The 18712-nt window shown below is 73.3% G+C and carries 15 protein-coding genes and 1 pseudogene; 6 read left to right on the forward strand and 10 right to left on the reverse strand.

Annotation, left to right across the window (positions count from 1 at the left end; translation table 11 throughout):
* Positions 1-9: 9 nt before the first annotated feature.
* Positions 10-1590, reverse strand: coding sequence for a Rieske 2Fe-2S domain-containing protein (locus tag D7147_RS13085; protein ID WP_120677219.1), 1581 nt, complete (start codon positions 1588-1590; stop codon positions 10-12).
* 289 nt (positions 1591-1879) lie between these two features.
* Here D7147_RS13085 and D7147_RS13090 point away from each other — a divergent pair, with 289 nt between their 5' ends.
* A complete protein-coding gene (locus D7147_RS13090) occupies positions 1880-2104 on the forward strand; it encodes a DUF2631 domain-containing protein (protein WP_120677221.1) in 225 nt (74 codons plus the stop codon).
* A 116-nt stretch (positions 2105-2220) separates the two neighbouring features.
* On the opposite strand, the gene D7147_RS13095 is transcribed toward D7147_RS13090, so the two are convergent.
* From D7147_RS13095 to D7147_RS33045, 8 genes are all read right to left on the reverse strand, one after another.
* Positions 2221-3588 carry a DivIVA domain-containing protein gene (locus D7147_RS13095; protein ID WP_120677223.1) on the reverse strand — a complete coding sequence of 456 codons (1368 nt, stop codon included), beginning with the start codon at positions 3586-3588 and terminating at the stop codon, positions 2221-2223.
* Positions 3589-3619: 31 nt separating this feature from the next.
* Positions 3620-4768 (reverse strand): 23S rRNA (adenine(2503)-C(2))-methyltransferase RlmN, encoded by a 1149-nt coding sequence (rlmN, locus tag D7147_RS13100; RefSeq protein WP_120677225.1) that lies wholly within the window; start codon positions 4766-4768, stop codon positions 3620-3622.
* Between the two features lie 145 nt (positions 4769-4913).
* Complete coding sequence (locus D7147_RS13105; RefSeq protein ID WP_120677227.1) at positions 4914-6482, reverse strand: phosphatidate cytidylyltransferase; 1569 nt, start codon at positions 6480-6482, stop codon at positions 4914-4916.
* 345 nt (positions 6483-6827) lie between these two features.
* Positions 6828-7385, reverse strand: a complete 558-nt coding sequence (gene frr, locus D7147_RS13110) for a ribosome recycling factor (protein WP_120677228.1) — start codon at positions 7383-7385, stop codon at positions 6828-6830.
* A gap of 81 nt (positions 7386-7466) precedes the next feature.
* Positions 7467-8234 carry a UMP kinase gene (pyrH, locus tag D7147_RS13115; protein ID WP_120677230.1) on the reverse strand — a complete coding sequence of 256 codons (768 nt, stop codon included), beginning with the start codon at positions 8232-8234 and terminating at the stop codon, positions 7467-7469.
* A gap of 151 nt (positions 8235-8385) precedes the next feature.
* Positions 8386-9213, reverse strand: a complete 828-nt coding sequence (gene tsf / locus D7147_RS13120) for a translation elongation factor Ts (protein WP_120677232.1) — start codon at positions 9211-9213, stop codon at positions 8386-8388.
* A gap of 135 nt (positions 9214-9348) precedes the next feature.
* Positions 9349-10179 carry a 30S ribosomal protein S2 gene (rpsB, locus tag D7147_RS13125; RefSeq protein ID WP_120677234.1) on the reverse strand — a complete coding sequence of 277 codons (831 nt, stop codon included), beginning with the start codon at positions 10177-10179 and terminating at the stop codon, positions 9349-9351.
* A gap of 281 nt (positions 10180-10460) precedes the next feature.
* A complete protein-coding gene (locus tag D7147_RS33045; RefSeq protein WP_233563118.1) occupies positions 10461-11756 on the reverse strand; it encodes a hypothetical protein in 1296 nt (431 codons plus the stop codon).
* Positions 11757-12010: 254 nt separating this feature from the next.
* Between D7147_RS33045 and D7147_RS13135 the strand changes: the two genes are divergently transcribed.
* The 5 genes from D7147_RS13135 (at position 12011) to D7147_RS13155 (ending at position 17768) form a co-directional block, all read left to right on the forward strand.
* The gene (locus D7147_RS13135; RefSeq protein WP_120677236.1) at positions 12011-12370 is read left to right on the forward strand and encodes a YraN family protein; all 360 of its coding nucleotides are present in this window, start codon (positions 12011-12013) and stop codon (positions 12368-12370) included.
* A gap of 33 nt (positions 12371-12403) precedes the next feature.
* A complete protein-coding gene (locus D7147_RS13140; RefSeq protein WP_120677238.1) occupies positions 12404-13924 on the forward strand; it encodes a YifB family Mg chelatase-like AAA ATPase in 1521 nt (506 codons plus the stop codon).
* Between the two features lie 212 nt (positions 13925-14136).
* Positions 14137-15336 carry a DNA-processing protein DprA gene (locus D7147_RS13145; protein ID WP_120677240.1) on the forward strand — a complete coding sequence of 400 codons (1200 nt, stop codon included), beginning with the start codon at positions 14137-14139 and terminating at the stop codon, positions 15334-15336.
* A gap of 66 nt (positions 15337-15402) precedes the next feature.
* Entirely contained in the window at positions 15403-16542 is a 1140-nt protein-coding gene (locus tag D7147_RS13150; RefSeq protein ID WP_407663346.1) for a tyrosine recombinase XerC, read from the forward strand.
* Positions 16543-16586: 44 nt separating this feature from the next.
* Complete coding sequence (locus tag D7147_RS13155; RefSeq protein ID WP_120677244.1) at positions 16587-17768, forward strand: aminotransferase class V-fold PLP-dependent enzyme; 1182 nt, start codon at positions 16587-16589, stop codon at positions 17766-17768.
* Between the two features lie 39 nt (positions 17769-17807).
* Here D7147_RS13155 and D7147_RS13160 read toward each other — a convergent pair.
* Positions 17808-18371: pseudogene (locus D7147_RS13160) on the reverse strand (murein hydrolase activator EnvC family protein); the annotation flags it as partial.
* Between the last annotated feature and the right edge of the window lie 341 nt (positions 18372-18712).

Raw genomic sequence — 18712 nt, forward strand, 5'->3', positions numbered from 1 at the left:
GGACCGAAATCAGCTCGCGGCCTCGGTGGCCTGTGCGGCGTCGGCGCGGTGCGCACGGATCTTGTGGCCCACGCTGGTCAGGCAGCGGCCGCTGGCCAGGTCGAATCGCCAGCCGTGCAGCTGGCAGGTCAACTGGTCCCCGTCGACGATCCCGAACCGGCTCAGGTCGGCCTTCAGGTGTGGGCACCGCCGCTGCACCACCCAGTCGCCGAGGGTGATGTCCTCCGCGTCGACGGCTCGCTCGTGCTCGTCGTACCAGCCCTCGGCGTACTGGAGCCGCTCCTCGGAGAGGCACTTGAAGAAGGCGTAGACGAACTCGTTGTACTGGCCGATCCGGGCCGCCGAGAAGCGGCAGGAGAGGAAGAGCGAGTTGACCCAGTCCACCTCGTCGATGAAGAGCAGGTGCTCGATCAGCGACCGGTCGGTGCGGAAGCGGTAGCGGACCTTCTCGTCCGCGTACGGCCGCACCTCCTTGCCCGGGAAGTCCACCACGATGGATTCAACGGCCTCCCCGCCCGAGCTGTCAGTGCCGACCAGGTCGAAGCGGACCGGACCGCCGACGCCCTTGGCCAGGTAGATCGACTCGTCCAGCAGCGGCTCGATCCGGCGCTTCATCTCGCCGAGCACGTCGACCTCGGGGTGCCGCCAGGACGCCTTCTCCGCCTCGATGATCGGACGCTTGCGCTCCCGCATCTCCTCCAGGTGGGCGACCTTGTTCGCGAAGAACTCCTCGACCGGCACCGGGTGGGTGGTGGTCGCGCCCTCGGTGGTGACCTCGGCGACGCTGCCCGGCAGCAGCACGATGCCGTTGGTGCCGCCGACCTTGGCGTACTCGCTCAGGAACACCGACTGGTCGGGGAAGATGTTCCCCTCGTCGCCGAAGATGTCGTTGAACTGCCACAGCTCGTCGTCGAGGAAGCACGGCGGGCCGGCGATCGGGAAGACGTGCGACGCCTTCAGGTCGTCGATGTAGCGCCAGGTGCGGTCGAACTGCCGGTCCCGCTTCTGCTTGCCGAACGCGGTCTTGGCCGCCTGCGGCAGCTCGTAGACCATCGGGTACCAGATCGCGCCGGAGAACTGGAGCAGGTGCGCGTGCACGTGCCCCAGCTTCGCGAAGGCGGTCAGGTCGGTGGGGCGGGCGTCGTTCTGGTTGAGCAGCCGCACCCCGTCGTACTCGACCCAGAGGGACGAGTCACCGATCGGTCCGTCGGTCGGGCTGGTCAACGCCTGGATCATGATCTTCAGGCCGCCCGGAAGCTCGACGACCTGCTCGTTCGGCGCCTTGATGAACTTGGTGAAGCCCAGCGCCCGGAACTCGTCCTCCATCTCCGAGGTGGGGAACTCGGGAAGCAGCACGGTCGCGTCCTTCGACACGAAATCCCGCAGGTGCTTCGCGTCGAAGTGGTCCCGGTGCAGGTGGGAGACGTACAGGTAGTCGACCTGGCCGAGGGCCTGCCAGTCGAGCAGCGAGTTGTCGGGAAACGGGAACCAGGAGGCGAAATAGGCCGGATTGACCCACGGGTCGCACAGGATGCTGCCCGCGGCCGTGTCGATCCGCATGCTGGCGTGCCCGGTACCGGTCACTCGCACCGCAGTTTCCCCCTCAAAAAGACGTATCAAGGTGTACGCCAAACGCTACCGGAGTGGTCGGGGCCCCCGGTCCGCGACGCCGGTAGTGCCGTCGTACCCGCCCGGACACCGCGCCGGCGCGTGCTCGTACCGTCTCGCGGCGGGTTTGCCGCACCTCGCCCGCCGCCTCCGAACGGTGTCCGGTCGTCCTCGCGGGTCACCTGCGCCCCATCAGATCGGACCCTGCGCCACGGCCGGTACGGGGCGTGCCAGACTAACCGGAGATCCGATCGCGAGGGAAGGACCGACAGTGGCAGGAAGCGAGCCGGTAACCGCGCCAGATCAGCACAAGCCCGGACACCGCAAGTCCGGACGGATCGGGGCGGTGCTGTCGGCGGCGGTGCTGGTCCTCATGGCGTTCTGCGGCAACCATGAGGGCAAGGTCGAGGAGATCTGGCTGGTCGGCCTGGCCGCCGTACTTCTGATCATCGTCATCGGCGACTCCGTGCTGCGGCGCAGCGGCCTGCGGTCCTGACCCGGGCGCCGGCGCCGGGTCCGCCCGGTGTGTGACCATGCGCGAGGGCCCGCCCTTCCCGATCGGGAAGGGCGGGCCCTCGTCGTACGCGGCGTGGCCGTCGCGCCGCCGTAGCGTCAGCGGCCGAAGAGGATGTCCTGCACGTCCTTGAGCGCGGCGTCGACCTCCGCCTCGAAGTAGCCGCCGGGTACGAGGCCGAAGCGCAGGGTGTCCAGGTCCTTCGGGTTCACCGGCATCTGATTGCGGCCGGCCATGCCGCCGAGCAGGCTCTCGAAGAACCGGTCGACCTGGTCCGGGTCGTATCCGCTGCCGAAGCGGCGCACCTGGAAGCGACGGCGGATCTGGTCCACCCGGTAGAGGTCACTCCCGGGCGGCCCGGCCATCGGCGGGCCACCCGCCGGGGGGCCACCGACCGGGGGACCACCGACCGCGGGGCCGCCCATCGGCGGACCACCGACCGGGGGGCCGGCCATCGGCGGCGGGCCGGGCACGGCGGGCGGACCGCCCATCGGCGCGCCACCGTAGCCCTGGTGAGGCATCGGCGGCGGGCCGGCCGGGCCACGGCGCAGGTCACGGGGGTCCCGCTCGGGCATCATGTCGCGCGGGTCCCGCTCCGGCGGCATCATGTCGCGCGGATCCCGCTCCGGCATCCGGATCTCCGCGGTCATGTCGGGGCGGGCCCGCCGGCCGGCCTCGAAGCCGTCGAAGCGCGGTTCGTCCTGGCCGTAACCGCTCGGGCCCGCGGGAAGGCCACGCTGCGGGAGGGGCGCTCCACCGCCCGGGCCGCCCATCGGCATGCCGGGGCCGGGGCCGGCCGGCGGGCGCGGGCCGTCGAAGCCGCCGCGGGGGGCGTCGTACCCGCCGGAGAAGGCGCCGGTCGGCTCGTCGTAACGGCCGTAACGATCGGTGGGCGGGCCGGCCTGCGCGGGCATCGGCCGCGGCGGAAGCGGCTGCGGGACCGGAGGCATGCCCCGCTCGTCGCGCATCGGTGGCCCCATCCGGTCGGGAGGACCCATGCGGTCCGGCGGCCCCATCCGATCGGGCGGACCCATCCGATCGGGCGGCCCCATCCGGTCCGGCGGACCCATCCGATCGGGAGGACCCATCCGATCCGGCGGACCCATCCGATCCGGCGGACCCATCCGATCCGGCGGACCCATCCGATCCGGCGGACCCATCCGATCGGGCTGACCCAGTCGGTCGCCCATGCCGGAGTCCCCGCCGCGTCCGAGGGCGCCGCCGCGCTCCTCCAGCTCGGCCAACTGGCGCTCGACCCGGTCGAGGTGCAGGTCGACCTGCCACTCGTCGTAGCCGTTGAACCGGACCCGGAAGACGACGTCATGGACCTCCTGCGAGGCCACGGGCGCGCCCACCGGCTGGCCTGCGAGCGTCGCCTCCACCCGGTCGAGGAAGGCGTCCACCTCGTCGACCTTGTATCCCCGGCGGACCGCTTTACGCCGGAAACGCTGACCCTGACTCGCCACTATGTCTCCTGGTTTCCTTCGCCACGCCTGGTCACGCCGATGCCGCTGCGGCGCGGTCGATGTCGCTGTCCTCCGCGGCGGCGAGCTGCCCACACGCCCCGTCGATCTCGCGCCCCCGGGTGTCCCGCACGGTGGTGGACACCCCGGCGGCCCGCAAGCGCCGGACGAACTCGCGCTCGACCGGCTTCGGGCTCGCGTCCCAGCGGCTACCCGGCGTCGGGTTGAGCGGAATGAGATTCACATGTGCCAACTTGCCGGCCAGCAGCCGGCCGAGCAGGTCGGCGCGCCACGGCTGGTCGTTCACATCCTTGATCATCGCGTACTCGATCGACACGCGGCGTCCCGTCCGGGCCGCGTAGTCCCACGCTGCGTCCAGCACCTCGGCCACCTTCCAGCGCTGGTTGACCGGCACCAGTTCGTCGCGCAGCTCATCATCAGGGGCGTGCAACGACAGCGCAAGAGTCACCGACAGGTCTTCGCTGGCCAGTCGGCGAATGGCCGGCACCAGGCCGACGGTGGAGACGGTGATGTGCCGCTGGGACAGGCCGAGCCCCTCGGGAGCCGGGGCGACCAGCCGGCGGATCGCCGCGACCACCCGGGAGTAGTTCGCCAGCGGCTCGCCCATGCCCATGAAGACCACGTGCGAGAGGCGGGCCGGGGACCCGGCCACCGCGCCGGAGGCGGCCACGCCGGCGAGGTAGACCGCCTGGTCGACGATCTCGGCCGTGGAGAGGTTACGAGTCAGCCCGGCCTGGCCGGTGGCGCAGAACGGGCAGGCCATGCCACAGCCCGCCTGGCTGGAGATGCAGACCGTCACCCGGTCCTCGTACCCCATCAGCACGCTCTCCACGAGCGAGCCGTCGTGCAGCCGCCACAGCGCCTTACGCGTCGCGCCGTCGTCGCAGGTCAGCTCCCGCACCGCGGTGAGCAGCCGGGGCATCAGCCGCTCGGCCAGCCGCTCACGGGCGGCGGCGGGCAGGTCGGTCATCAGCTGCGGGTCACGGACCAGCCGGCCGAAGTAGTGGTTGGAGATCTGCTTCGCACGGAACGCCGGCTCGCCCAGCTCGGCGACGAGCGCCTGGCGGCCCGCCAGGTCGAGGTCGGCGAGGTGCTGCTGGGGCAGGGCGGCGCGGCGCGCGGGCTTGTCCGGCACGGCGGGGATCAGGGGCAGGCTCGTCATGGCGGGTCCAGTCTGTCACGCCGAACGGCGTACGCACCTGTCCGGAGGTGCCGAACCGACCCCCGCCCTCCGGTCAAGGGGTCCTCCTGGTGGTGGAGCACTCCGCCTCCGTCCGACCGGTCCGCCCCGCCGGCGCTCGGGCAGCTCACCCGGCCACCGGCACGAGGACGGCCAGCAGCAGGTACGCGGTCGGCACCGCGAAGAGGATCGAGTCGAGCCGGTCCATCAGCCCGCCGTGCCCCGGCAGAAGGTTGCTCATGTCCTTCACCCCGAGATCCCGCTTGATCATCGACTCGGCGAGATCGCCGAGTACGGCCGCGCAGGAGATGGCGACCCCGAAGACCGCGCCCCACCACGGGGCCACGTCGAACACCAGCCAGAGGAGCAGCGCGCTGCCGAGCGCCGCGGCCGTGACGGAACCGCCGAAGCCCTCCCAGGACTTCTTGGGGCTCACCGTCGGGGCCATCGGATGCTTTCCGAGGAACACGCCCGCGGCGTACCCACCGGTATCGGAGAGCACCACCGCGATCAGGGCGGCCAGGATCCGCCACGGACCGTCGTCGGGCGCCGCCGCCAGCAGCGCCGCGAACCCGCCGAGGAACGGCACGTAGACCGCGATCAAGGTGGAGGCGGTCAGGTCGCGCTGGTAGCCGGCGGGCCCGTCCCCCAGCCGCCAGATCATCACCCCGAGCACGGTCACCAGCAGACCGAGGCTGAGCGCGTCCGGGCCGGCGAACCAGGCCAGCCCCACGGTGAGCGCACTGCCGGCGACCAGCGGGACCAGCGGTGGATTGGCGCCGCTGCGCCCCACGGCCCGGGTCAGCTCCCAGACCCCGATGCAGACGGCGGCGACGACGACCGCCAGGAACAACGGCGGGTAGAGGAAGAGCGGCAGCAGGATCAGGGCGCCGAGACCCAGCCCGACGCCGATGGCGGCCGGCAGGTTACGTCCGGCCCGGCCGGAGGCCTGCAGGGTGGCGGGACGATCCGCGCTGGCGCGCCGCTTGCCCGGGCCGCGCCGGCCCGGCGTCCGCTCCGGCTCAGGAGCCGGGGCGAGGTCGGCCCGGACCGGGTCCGGAGCGAGGTCGGCCCGGATCGGCTCCAGCTGCGCGGTCGGGAAGCCGGACTCGTCGTCGTACCGTCCGGTCCGCTCGTCGGCGTATCCCTGCTCGTCGGCGTATCCCTGCTCGTCGGGATACCCGCGCTCGCCGGGGTGACGGCGCTCGTCCGGATACCCTCGCTCGTCGGGCCGCTCCCGGTACGGGTCACGGCCACGGTCGTCGTCGTAGCGGTCGGCGTACGGCTCGTCGGAGTACCGCTCACGGAGCGGGGCGGGCGGGCCGCCCTGGTAGCGCTCGTCGTCACCGTACGGATCGGCCCGCCGGTCCCGGTACCGGTCCCGCTCGCCGTGCGACGGTCCACCCCGCCCGGGGCGCGCCGGGCCCGAGTGCCGCCCGTCGTCGTACGGATCCGGCGGGTACGGCCCGTCACGGTCGTCGTACGGGCCCGCCGGGTAGGAGCCGCCGTCGTCGTACGGGTCGGCCGGTGGCCGGGAACGGGTCCGAGGCTCGGCGTAGAGCTCCGGCCCGGGTGCGGGGTTGCGCGTCCACGGCCCCGGATCGATCTCGGGATCCGGCCACGGCAGGGCCGCCGGCCGGTCCGGCCGGTCCCAGCCTCGGGGCTCAGCGCCGCTGTAGGGGTCGAGGGGGGACATCACGCACCGCGACGCGGCACGAGGACCACCACATGACGCAAGACCACAAGCATCCCCTACACACGTGCGACGGCTTCTTCGGATTGACCGACCCGACGGGCGGTCGATCCCCGGCGTTCACCGTCAGGTGGCCGGGAATCCTGCCGAGCCTACTGCACCGGCCACTCCGGCACGGCGGACGAGGCTCGGCCGCAGCGGTGCGCCCGGGGCCGACGACCGCTGGGCGGCGCCACTGACCCCCGCGACCACCAGGACCGTCCGGAGCCCCGCCGCCGAACAACCGAGGCCCGCCCCCGCGATCGGGGACGGGCCTCGTGACACCTCCGACGCCCAGCGGGCGACGATTCAGACCTCGAGCAGCTCGGTTTCCTTGTGCTTGACCAGCTCGTCGACGCTCGCCACGAAGCGCTGGGTGAGATCGTCCAGCTCCTTCTCGGCGCGACGACCCTCGTCCTCGCCGGCCTCGCCGTCCTTGACGATCCGGTCCAGCTCCTCCTTGCCGCGGCGGCGGACGTTGCGGATCGCCACCTTGGCCTCCTCGCCCTTGTGCCGAGCCACCTTGATCATGTCGCGGCGGCGCTCCTCGGTCATCTGCGGGAGCACGATGCGCAGCTGGTTGCCCTCGTTGTTCGGGTTCACGCCGAGGTCCGAGTCGCGGATCGCCTTCTCCATGGCGTTGATCTGCGAGTTGTCGTACGGCTTGATGATCGCCATGCGCGGCTCGGGGATCGCGACGGACGCCATCTGGGTCAGCGGCGTGGGCGTGCCGTAGTAGTCGATGATGACCTTGGAGAACATGGCCGGGTTGGCCCGACCGGTCCGGATCGCGCCGAACTCCTCCTTGGCGTGCTCGATCGCACGCTCCATCTTCTCCTCGGCCTCGAGGAGGGTGTCGTCGATCACCGGTCTCCTCGCCTCCTTCTGTGCTCGTGGTGGGCTCTGCTGTGTGTCGGAGGACCGCTGCCGTCGCCAGGGGGCGACCGCTCAGGCGGTGATCAGGGTGCCGATCTTGTCGCCACCGACGGCGCGCACGATGGTGTCCTCCCCCTGCGCGCCGAATACCAGCATCGGCAGGCCGTTCTCCATGCAGAGGCTGAACGCCGCCGCGTCCGCCACCCGAAGATTGCGGCGCAGCACCTCGGAGAAGGTGATCGAGTCGAACTTGCTGGCGGTGGGGTCGATCCGGGGGTCGGCGGTGTAGACACCGTCGACGCCGTTCTTGCTCATCAGGACCACGTCGGCGTGGATCTCCAGAGCGCGCTGCGCCGCGACCGTGTCGGTGGAGAAGTACGGCATGCCGGCGCCCGCACCGAAGATGACCACCCGCCCCTTCTCGAGGTGCCGGATGGCGCGCAGCGGGATGTACGGTTCGGCCACCTGGGCCATGGTGATGGCGCTCTGCACCCGGGTCTCGATCCCCTCCTTCTCCAGGAAGTCCTGGAGGGCGAGGCAGTTCATCACGGTGCCGAGCATGCCCATGTAGTCGGCGCGCGCCCGGTCCATGCCACGCTTCTGCAGCTCGGCGCCGCGGAAGAAGTTGCCACCACCGACCACCACGGAGACCTGCACACCCCGACGGACCACCGTGGCGATCTGCCGGGCGATGGCCTGGACGACGTCCGGGTCGACACCGATCGCGCCTCCGCCGAAGACCTCGCCGGAGAGCTTGAGCACCACCCGACGAGCCCGGCCAGGCGGCGGGGCGGTGGGGTCTTCCACCGCCAGCGTCCGGTCACTCACAACCTGCGTCATCCGCCCGCCCTTTCCCACACCGGCGCGTCGTGCGCCGCGAAACTGCCGTTGCCGACCCTATGGGACGAGGAGGCCGCGGTGCCTGTCACGTACACCGGCGACCTCCTCGTCGACGTTCCTGCCCACGGGCGCCGAGGCGCCCGGTGGCGGCTCAGGCCTGGCCGACCTCGAACCGCACGAAGCGGGTGACCTCGATGCCGGCCTCGGCCAGCACCTGCTTCACCGACTTCTTGTTGTCGGTCACCGACGACTGCTCCAGCAGGACGAAGTCCTTGTAGAAGCCGTTCACCCGGCCCTCGACGATCTTCGGCAGCGCCGCCTCGGGCTTGTTCTCCTCCCGGGCGGTCTGCTCGGCGATGCGGCGCTCGGACTCGACGACCTCGGCCGGCACCTCCTCGCGGGCGAGGTACTGCGGGCGCATCGCGGCGATCTGCATGGCCACCCCGCGCGCGTCGGCGTCGCCCGCCTCGTCGGTCTTGCCGGCGTACTGCACCAGCACACCGACCGCCGGGGGCAGGTCCTGGGCCTTACGGTGCAGGTAGACGGCGGTGGTGCCGTCGAGCTTGGCGAACCGGTTGAGCACCAGCTTCTCGCCGATCTTGGCCGACTGCTCCTGGATCAGGTCGGCGACGACCTTGCCGTCCAGCTCGCTGGCGAGCAGCTCCTCGGCGTTGCTGACACCGGAGCGGACGCCGTGCTCGACCAACTGCTGGGCCAGCGCGATGAACGAGTCGGTCTTGGCCACGAAGTCGGTCTCGCAGTTGAGCTCGAGCAGCGCCTGGCCGGAGTGCGCGATCAGACCGTTGGCGGCCGTACGGCCGGCCCGCTTGCCGACGTCCTTGGCGCCCTTGACGCGCAGGATCTCGACGGCCTTGTCGAAGTCGCCCTCGGCCTCGGTCAGCGCCTTCTTGCTGTCCATCATGCCGGCGCCGGTGAGGTCGCGGAGCTTCTTCACATCCGCGGCGGTGAATTCAGACATGGCTCTCTCTTCGATGTTGAGACGGCGGGTGGATGGTCGGAGGTGCCGATTACCCGGATCCGGGCCGAATGTGCCCGACCGGGCCGCCGCTGCCCGCCGTCGTCAAAGAGCGGACGGCGGGGCAGCGACGCGCGGTCACTCGGCGGCGGCCGCCGCCGGCTGCTCCTGCTCGTCGGCCTTCTTCGGCTCCTCGAGCAGCTCGCGCTCCCACTCGGCCAGCGGCTCGTCGGAGGCGACACCCGGCTCAGGCTTCTCGTCGGTGCCCCGGCGACGGCCGGAACGGGCGATCAGACCGTCCGCGACGGCGGCGGCGACGACCTTGGTCAGCAGCTCGGCCGAGCGGATGGCGTCGTCGTTGCCCGGGATCGGGAAGTCGACCTCGTCCGGGTCGCAGTTGGTGTCGAGCACGGCGATCACCGGGATGCCCAGCTTGCGGGCCTCGTCGACGGCGATGTGCTCCTTCTTGGTGTCGACCACCCAGATCGCGGCCGGGAGCTTCTGCATGTCCCGCAGACCACCCAGGGTGCGGGAGAGCTTGTCCTTCTCGCGGGAGAGCTGCAGGGTCTCCTTCTTGGTGTAACCGGCGGCGGTGCCGCTCAGGTCACCGAGGGCCTCAAGCTCCTTCATCCGCTGCAGCCGCTTGTACACGGTCTGGAAGTTGGTCAGCATGCCGCCGAGCCAGCGGTGGTTCACGTACGGCTGGCCGACCCGGGTCGCCTGCTCGGAGATCGCCTCCTGAGCCTGCTTCTTGGTGCCGACGAAGAGGATGCTGCCGCCCTCGGCCACCGTGGTGCGCACGAAGTCGTACGCCTTCTCGATGTAGTCGAGGGTCTGGCGCAGGTCGATGATGTAGATGCCGTTGCGCTCGGTGAAGATGAAGCGCTTCATCTTCGGGTTCCAGCGCCGGGTCTGGTGCCCGAAGTGGACACCGCTCTCCAGCAGCTGACGCATGGTCACGACGGCCATGTTGGTACTCCTTGTTGTCCCTGGTTGTCCCGCCCGGCCGGCGGCCGGGCGTCCTGGCGCCCGATCGCCGGCCATGATGGGCCCGACCAAGATCGGGACCAGGGAGGCCGTCGCCCCACGACGAACCGTGGAGAGGGCACGCGAGGTCGACCGCGCGAGGCGGTCGCCAGTCGACCAGTGTACGCCCCTTGCCCGCTGCGCAGCCCGCGGGTGCGCGGCAGGGAGCGCCGCGTTCCGGGGCACGGCGCGAGCCGCACCGGAGCCCCGCGAGCGCGGTACCGTCAGCCGGCCGCGAGCGCGGCCGCGACGAAGAGCACCAGGGCCACCGTCAGGTAGGCCGTCGGTGGCCGCAGCCAACCCCGGCTCCCCTCGGCCAGGGACAATCCGCCGGTACGGAGCCCGTACAGCCCGATTGCGAAGATCGGCAGCCCGGCCACCAGGAACGTTCCGGCCACCACGTTCCCCGCGGAGACCGGATCTCCCGTCACCCCGTGCGCCAGCAACCGCAACGCCGGGGCCTCGAAGACCAGGACCAGCAGCGCGAAGAAGACGGCGAGAACCGGACGACGCGTCCGATAGACCCCGTCGCCGGTCGGCCGGGCGCCCGGGTCCGGCACGCCGCTCGCCAGGTAGGGCAGTTCGCCTCGCAGACCGACGGACGGCATCGGGCCGGTCGGCACGTCCAGCGCGGGCGACGGTTCCCCCCGGCCGGCGTCGACGATCGGGTAGCCGGCCAGCGGGGACGACGGCACGGACTCGACGGCCTCGGCCGGGGCGGCGCTCGCGCTCTCCCGCGCCGCGTCCGAGCCCGCCACCTCCCGGAGCGCACGACGCCCGCTCAGGTCACCCGAGTCCGACGTGTCCGAATCAGTGCCCGAGGCCTGCTCCGCCCGGTAACCGGACGACTTGGCTCGCTCGTCGCCGGCCACCCCGAGCTGCGCCGCCTCGAACCGGCCCGGCTCGTCGAGACGCGCGTTGACCGGAAACCGTGCCGACTGGTCCTCCGCGCGCGGACCCGCGCCGGAACGCCCCGGCTCGACCTCCCCGCGCGAGCCCACCGGCAACCGCACCGCCTCGCCGGCGGCGCTGAACCGCTCGGGCTCGACGGCGGCGCTGAACCGCTCCGGCTCGACGGCGGCATGCCGCCGGGACTCCCGCTCCGGCGCACCGTGGCGCGAGTCCGTCGTCCCGAGCTGGCCGGTCGCCGGCTCGGGCCGCCCACCGTCGGAGTTCACCGCGGGGAAACGCAGCGAGTCCGAATCGTTCGCGCCGAACCGTCCGGCGTCCGACTCCCCCGCCGCGAACCGGCCGGACTCGCCCCCCGGCGCCCGCCCCGGCAGGTCGGCCGGAGCGAACCGGGCGGGCTCGGCGTCCGCGCCGAAGCGGACCGGCTCGCGGTACGGGGTGCCGTCGCCGTACCGGGGTTCCTCGGTGGCGCCGCGCTGCTCCGGCACGCGGGACTCCTCGTCCCGCTGGCGCTCCACAACGCCGGGCCAGTCCGGCTCGTAGTCACGGCCGCGCTCGTCGGCGTACCAGCGCAATTCCTGATCGTCGGGGAAGCTCCGTCGTCCGTCCACGTGCCGCACCGTATGCGAAGTGTCTCGGCGGCCGTCAGCCCACCCCGGCGCGCGGCGACCGCGCACACCTGGTTCGCATCCGGCGGCGTCCCGCCCGGCGCACGGCGTCCCACCCTGCGCGTACCGGCGTGAGCGACGGTCCCCTGTAGCACGAGACCAGCATGATCATCCGGTTGTGCACAGCGCGGCCGTCGTCCACAGGCGGGCTCGCCCGGGATCGCCGAGCACGTCCCCGGAGCGGCATCGTCGCGGCCATGACGACGCGGAACCAGGCGGTCGGCGCGTACGGCGAGCGGTGCGCCCTCCGGCACCTGATCGCAGCGGGGCTACGCCCGGTGACCCGAAACTGGCGCTGCCCGAGCGGCGAGATCGACATCATCGCCTGGGACGGGCCGGTGCTCGCCTTCTGCGAGGTGAAGACCCGGCGGGGCGGCGAGTTCGGCAGCCCGGCGGAGGCGGTCGTACCGGCCAAGGCCCGGCGGCTGCGCGGCCTCGCCGCCCGCTGGCTGGCGCAGACCGGTACGACGGCCGACGAGATCCGCTTCGACGTGCTCTCGGTGCGACTTCCCGACGCCGGCCCGGCCCGGGTCGAGCACCTGAAGGGGGCGTTCTGAGATGGGCGCTCGCACCGTGGGCGCGGGTGCCCGATGAGCTACGCGAAGGTGCTCTGCGTCGGGTTGGTCGGGGTCGCCGGTCACCTCGTGGAGGTGGAGGCCGACCTCGCCGCGGGACTGCCCGCAGTGGTGATCTCCGGGCTGCCGGACACCGCACTGCACGAGGCCCGGGACCGGGTACGGGCGGCCGTGGTCAACTCCGGTCAGCGCTGGCCGAACCGCCGCATCACCCTGAACCTCCTGCCGGCCACCCTGCCGAAGTTCGGCTCGGCGTTCGACCTGGCGATCGCGGCGGCGCTGCTCGGGGGCTCGGGTGAGCTCCCGCTGCTGCCCCTCGATCGGGTGGTGGTCCTCGGTGAACTGGGGCTGGACGGCACCGTCCGCCCGGTGCGCGGAGTGCTGCCGATGGTCGCCGCCGCGGCCCGGGCCGGGATCGAGCGGGTGATCGTCCCGGCGGGGAACGCGGCCGAGGCGGCCGTCATCCCCGGCGTGCGGGTACGTGCCGTCGACACGCTGCACCGGCTGGTCACCTTCGTACGCGACGGCGCGCCGTTGATCGAGCCACCCGTCGGGGAGTCGCCGCCGATCGGCGACGGGCCCGACCTGGCCGACGTGGCCGGGCAGGAGCTCGGGCGACGCGCTCTCGAGGTCGCCGCGGCCGGCGGACACCACCTGGCGCTGCTCGGGCCCCCCGGCGCCGGCAAGACCATGCTCGCCGAGCGCCTCCCGTCGATCCTGCCGGAGCTCGACGACGAGGCCGCGTTGGAGGTCACCGCGCTGCACTCCATCGCCGGGCTGCTCCCACCCGGGGGTCGGCTGCTGCGCCGGCCACCGTTCCAGGCGCCGCATCACACCGCGACCGTGCCGTCGTTGGTCGGCGGGGGCTCCGGTCTCGCCCGTCCGGGCGCGGTGTCGCTGGCCCATCGCGGGGTGCTCTTCCTCGACGAGGCGCCCGAATTCGGCAAGGGGGCCCTGGAGGCGCTGCGTCAGCCGCTCGAGCACGGCCGGGTCCAGCTCGCCCGTACCCGGGGCGGCACCGAGTACCCGGCGCTCACGCAGCTGGTGCTGGCGGCGAACCCGTGCCCGTGCGCGAAGCCCGCCGGCGACGCGTACTGCGAGTGCAGCCCGCTCGCCCGGCGGCGCTACCTCGGCCGGCTCTCCGGGCCACTGCTGGACCGGATCGACGTGCAGGTCCGGCTGCCGGCGGTACGGGCCGCCGAGCTGCTGGCGGGCGTGGGTGACCGGGAGTCGTCGGCGGTGGTGGCGGGCCGGGTGGCGGCGGCCAGAGCGGCGGGAGCCGAGCGCTGGGCGGGCCTCGGCCATCAGCTCAACGCCCAGGTCCCCGGGCCGCACCTACGCCGGCCGCCGTGGCGGCTGCCCGCGCCCGACACGGCCGAGTTGCGTGCCCGGCTCGACTCCGGCTCGCTCTCGGCGCGGGGCTTCGACCGGGTCCTCCGGCTGGCCTGGACCATCGCGGACCTGGACGGCCGGTCCCGACCGGTCCGCGACGACGTGCTGGAGGCGATTCAACTGCGAACGGGAGACGCGACATGAGCGAACGATCCATCCGACCCGGTGCTCGTGCCGGCACGCAGCGCCGCGGAGCGCCGACATGAGCGAGCGGATCTTCGGACCCGGCACGGACGTGCCGCATGCCGGCACGCCCTCGAACCCGTCGGACACGACGCAGCGCAGCGGAGCGCCGGCATGAGCGGGCGGATCATCGGACCCCGTGCGGACGTGCCGCGGGCCGGTGGAGTGCCGGTATGAGCGGGCGAGAGGAACGGACGCTGGCCCGGATCGCGCTGGCCTGGCTGACCGAGCCGGGCACCCGGTCGGTGCACCAGCTGGTGGACGAGCTTGGGCCGGTGGCCGCGCTGGAGCTGCTCCTCGACGGTGGCGCGCCGGACCGGAAGCTCCGGGCCACGGTGGCCGCGCGGATGGCCGGCGGCGATCCGCGGGCTGTGGCGGCCGAGGCGGTGGAGCGCACGGCGCGGCTCGGCGCGCGCATCGTCACGCCGGAGGACGAGGAGTGGCCGGCGCGCGTTGCCGACCTGCACGGCCTCCAGCTGCCCGAGGCGTATCGCCGGGTGGACACCGAGACCGCGCCGCCGCTCTGTTTCTGGGTGCGTGGTGCGTGGCCGTTGGCCGAGGCGCTGGAGCGCTCGGTGGCCGTGGTGGGTGCGCGGGCCGCCAGCGGCTACGGCACGCACGTCGCCACCGAGCTCGGCTACGGTCTGGCGGACCGGGACTGGACGGTCGTCTCGGGTGGCGCGTACGGCATCGACGCCGCCGCGCACCGGGGCGCGCTCACCGCGGGTGGGCTCACCGTCGCGGTGCTCGCCTGCGGGGTGGACCGGCCGTATCCGATGGGCAACGCCGCCCTCTTCGAGCGGATCGCGGAGAGCGGGCTGCTGGTGAGTGAGTGGGAACCCGGGGCGGATCCGCTGCGGTCCCGGTTCCTCATCCGCAACCGGGTCATCTCCGCCGGAACGCTCGGAACTGTGGTCGTGGAGGCGGCGGCGCGCAGCGGTGCCACCCAGACCGCGCACCGGGCCCTCGCCATGGAGCGTCCGACGATGGCGGTGCCGGGGCCGGTCACGTCGGCGATGTCCGTGGGGGTCCACGAGCTGATGCGCGAACATCCGAAGACCCGCCTGGTCACCGGCGTGGCGCACGTGCTGGAGGAGGTGGGTCGGATCGGGGTGGACCTGGCGCCGCCGGCGCGTGGCCCGGACCGGCCGACCGACCCGCTCGACGACGAGGCCGGGTCGGTGCTGGAGGCGATGCCCCGCCGCGGCACGGCCGGGGTGGAGCGGCTCGCGGCGCGGGCCGGCCTGGACCTGCGGACCACGCTGCGGAAGCTGTCCCTGCTCGAGGAGCTGGCCCTGGTGGTGCGCCGCGAGGAGGGTTACGCCCTGGCTCCTCCGCCCCGGTCGACAGCTGTCCGGGCGGCGGGCCCGTAGGCTCTGCGCATGCCAGCCGACGATCGGGCGCACGCCGAACGGTCGCGCTTCGATGGTGCGGGGGCGGTGAGCGGGGCGGCACGCGGCACCCGCGCCCTCCACGCGGCGCTGCCGCCGCCGCTGCGGGACGCCGTGGACGACTTCGCCGACCACCTGGCCGGGGTTCGTAACCGCTCCGCGCACACGGTGCGGGCGTACGTCACCGACGTGGTCTCGCTCCTCGACCACGCCGCCCGGATGGGCTGCGCTGACGTCGCCGCCGTGGACCTTGCGGTGCTGCGCAGCTGGTTGGCGCGGCTTCGGACGACGGGGGCCGCCCGCAGCTCGCTGGCGCGGCGGGCGGCTTCGGCCCGGGTGTTCAGTGCGTGGGCGCACCGGTCCGGCCGCTCGCCGTCCGATGTGGGTGCGCTGCTGGCCAGCCCGCGCGCGCATCGGGAGCTGCCCGGGGTGCTCCGCGCCGACCAGGCGGCCGCGCTGGTCGAGGCCCCCGGTCGGCTCGTCGACGACGCGGCGTCGCAGGGTCGCCGACCATCCGCCGGCGGGGTGGCGGCAACCGACGGCTCCGCGGCGACGGGTTCGCGCACCGGACGCGACGCCGACGGCGCGCCGGCCGACGCCACCGACCCGGCCGGCGCCGGTGACACCGACCTCGGCTCCGCCGATGACCGCACGGGTGGAGGGCCAGTAGACGGCGTCGATGAGGCGGTGCTGTTGCGGGACCGGGCGCTGCTGGAGCTGCTCTACGCCACGGGCGTACGGGTCAGTGAGGCGTGCGGGCTGAACCTCGCCGACGTCGACCACACGCGCCGGGTGATCCGGGTGCTGGGCAAGGGCGGCCGGGAGCGCGTCGTGCCGTACGGGGCGCCGGCCCAGCGTGCGCTCGACGACTGGCTGCGGCACGGTCGTCCGACGTTGGCGGCACGGCACTCGGCGGACGCGCTCCTGCTCGGCGCGCGCGGTGGCCGGCTCAACCCGACGACCGCCCGCCGGATCGTCGGTGGCTACGCGGAGGCGGCGGGGCTCCCCCGGACCAGCCCGCACGGGCTGCGCCACTCGGCCGCCACCCATCTGCTCGAAGGCGGTGCGGACCTGCGCGCGGTGCAGGAGCTGCTCGGTCACTCCTCGCTGGCCAGCACCCAGATCTACACGCACGTCTCGGTGGAGCGGCTGCGCTCCGCCTACCGGCAGGCCCATCCCCGCGCCTGACCGATCCCCGCCGTCGATGATCGACCCGCCGTTACGATCACCGGGTGAGCGTCCCGCAGCCACCGGAGCCGATTCCGGGTGCCCGTCTGCTCTTCTCCCTGGATCCGGCGGTCAGTCACCTCAACCACGGCTCGTTCGGTGCGGTGCCGATCGTCGTGCAGCGTGCCCAGCAGCGGCTGCGCGACGAGATGGAGGCCAACCCGCTGCGTTTCTTCACCCAGGGACTCAGCGATCGGGTGGCGCACGCTCGCCGGCACCTGGCCACCTTCCTCGGCGCGGACCCCGACGGCACCGCGTTGGTCGGCAACGCGACAACCGGCGTCGCCGTGGTGCTCCAGTCGCTCGGGCTGCGTCCCGATGACGAGATCCTGAGCACGGACCACGGGTACGGCGCCGTCACGCTCTCCATCGACCGGGAGTGCCGCCGCACCGGGGCGGTGAGCCGGGTGATGCCGGTGCCGCTGGACGCGACGAACGAGGAGGTCGTCCAGTCCGTGCGGGACGCCCTGCGCCCAGGCCGGACTCGCCTGCTCGTCGTCGACCAGCTCACCTCCGCGACGGCCCGGCTCTTCCCGGCCGCCGCCATCGTCGCGGTGGCGCACGAGCAGGGAGTGCCGGTCCTGGTGGACGCGGCGCACGTGCCCGGGATGCTGCCCACGACCGTGGCGAGCGTCGGCGCCGACTTCTGGGTGGGCAACCTGCACAAGTGGGCGTACGCCCCGCGCGGCACCGCGGTGCTGGTCGTGGCGCCGTCGTGGCGGGAACGGATCGAGCCGCTGGTGGTCTCCTGGGAGCAGGAGGCCGGGTTTCCCGCCCGACTGGAGTGGCAGGCGACCCAGGACTACACCTCGTGGCTGGCCGCCCCGGTGGGCGCGTTCGCGCTGCGCAGCCTCGGTGTCGACCGGGTACGCGCCCACAACGCCCGACTGGCCCGGTACGGCCAGCGGGTGGTCGGGGACGCGCTCGGGGTGGCGCCGGAGTTGCTGCCGGACCCGGGCGGGCCCGAGGTCGCCATGCGGCTCATCCCGCTGCCGCCGAACCTCGCCACGACCATCGAGGCAGCGCGGACGTTGCAGCAACGCATCGCCGAACGGCTCGCCACCGAGGTGGCGGTGATGTCCTGGAACGGCGAGGGCTGGCTGCGCCTCTGCGGGCAGGTCTACAACTCGCCCGACGAGTACGAGCGCCTCGCCGTTCGGCTGCCGCCGCTGCTCGCCCAGCGCTGAGGGGGCCGCACCGGCGGGCTGCTCGGCGCTCCCGATCGGCGAGCCGTTGAGAGGAAGCAGCCGGACCGGCCCGAGGCCGAGCAGCGCGAGCGGGTCGAGGTACTCCGCGCCGCGGCGCAGTCCCCAGTGCAGGCAGGCCGCCGCCGGGCAGCCCGGATGGCCGGTCTCCAGGACGCCGAGCGGCGCCCCGGCGGGGACCGGGTCGCCGGGGGTGATCGACGGCCGCACCGGCTCGTAGGTCGTCCGCAACCCGTCGGCGTGCCCGACGGTGACCACCGGCCGCCCGGCCACCATCCCGGCGAAGAGCACGGTGCCCGGCCCGGCGGCCCGCACCGGCGAACCCGCCGCGACCGCCAGGTCGACGCCCCGATGTCCGGGCAGCCACGGCCGCGGCGGGGGGTCGAAGGGGCGTACCGGCCGGGGCGGCCCGTCGACCGGCCACCGGAACCCGGCGGTCGCAACCGACGGACGCGCCGCCGCCCTGCCGGCCGGCTGGTCGTCACCGTCGTAGGACGGGGCCGCTGCAGCCGCCGCGCCGACCGGTACGCCGTGGTCATCGCCGGGCGCGGCCACCGCGGCCGGCGGCGTGGCCAGGAGGAGCATGACGCTGAGCGATATCGGCAGGCAGCGCCAGGCGGTCCTGCGGCACGACCGTGGTGCGGTACGGGGGTGTGCCGGGGCGCCGTGACGCGGCGGCGCGGTACGGCGGAGCGTGGCGGTAGGGATCGGCGGGGGCGGTCGCATGAGCCGCAGTTTGCCCCGCGTCGACGGGCGGCGGTGCGGCTCATGCCTCCCCTGTGGACGGGCAAGCGGCTTGTGGACAGTGCACGCCCGACGCGGCCGCCGTGCTATGCGCCTCGCCTAAGCTGGCGCGACGAGTCGGGACTGGTACGCGTGGCACGACGACTACGACCGGCCGGGCTCCGCACTCGCCCGACGGCTGA

It is taken from the genome of Micromonospora musae (assembly GCF_003626545.1).
In the GTDB taxonomy this organism is placed as follows: domain Bacteria; phylum Actinomycetota; class Actinomycetes; order Mycobacteriales; family Micromonosporaceae; genus Micromonospora; species Micromonospora musae.

What these genes read in the sequence shown, in the direction of transcription:
- D7147_RS13145 (WP_120677240.1), top strand. Translation starts at nt 14,137, where the DNA reads ATGAGCGGGCGAGAGGAACGGACGCTGGCCCGGATCGCGCTGGCCTGG.
- D7147_RS13105 (WP_120677227.1), bottom strand. Translation starts at nt 6,482, where the DNA reads ATGTCCCCCCTCGACCCCTACAGCGGCGCTGAGCCCCGAGGCTGGGAC.
- pyrH (WP_120677230.1), bottom strand. Translation starts at nt 8,234, where the DNA reads ATGACGCAGGTTGTGAGTGACCGGACGCTGGCGGTGGAAGACCCCACC.
- D7147_RS13135 (WP_120677236.1), top strand. Translation starts at nt 12,011, where the DNA reads ATGACGACGCGGAACCAGGCGGTCGGCGCGTACGGCGAGCGGTGCGCC.
- D7147_RS13140 (WP_120677238.1), top strand. Translation starts at nt 12,404, where the DNA reads ATGAGCTACGCGAAGGTGCTCTGCGTCGGGTTGGTCGGGGTCGCCGGT.
- rpsB (WP_120677234.1), bottom strand. Translation starts at nt 10,179, where the DNA reads ATGGCCGTCGTGACCATGCGTCAGCTGCTGGAGAGCGGTGTCCACTTC.
- rlmN (WP_120677225.1), bottom strand. Translation starts at nt 4,768, where the DNA reads ATGACGAGCCTGCCCCTGATCCCCGCCGTGCCGGACAAGCCCGCGCGC.
- tsf (WP_120677232.1), bottom strand. Translation starts at nt 9,213, where the DNA reads ATGTCTGAATTCACCGCCGCGGATGTGAAGAAGCTCCGCGACCTCACC.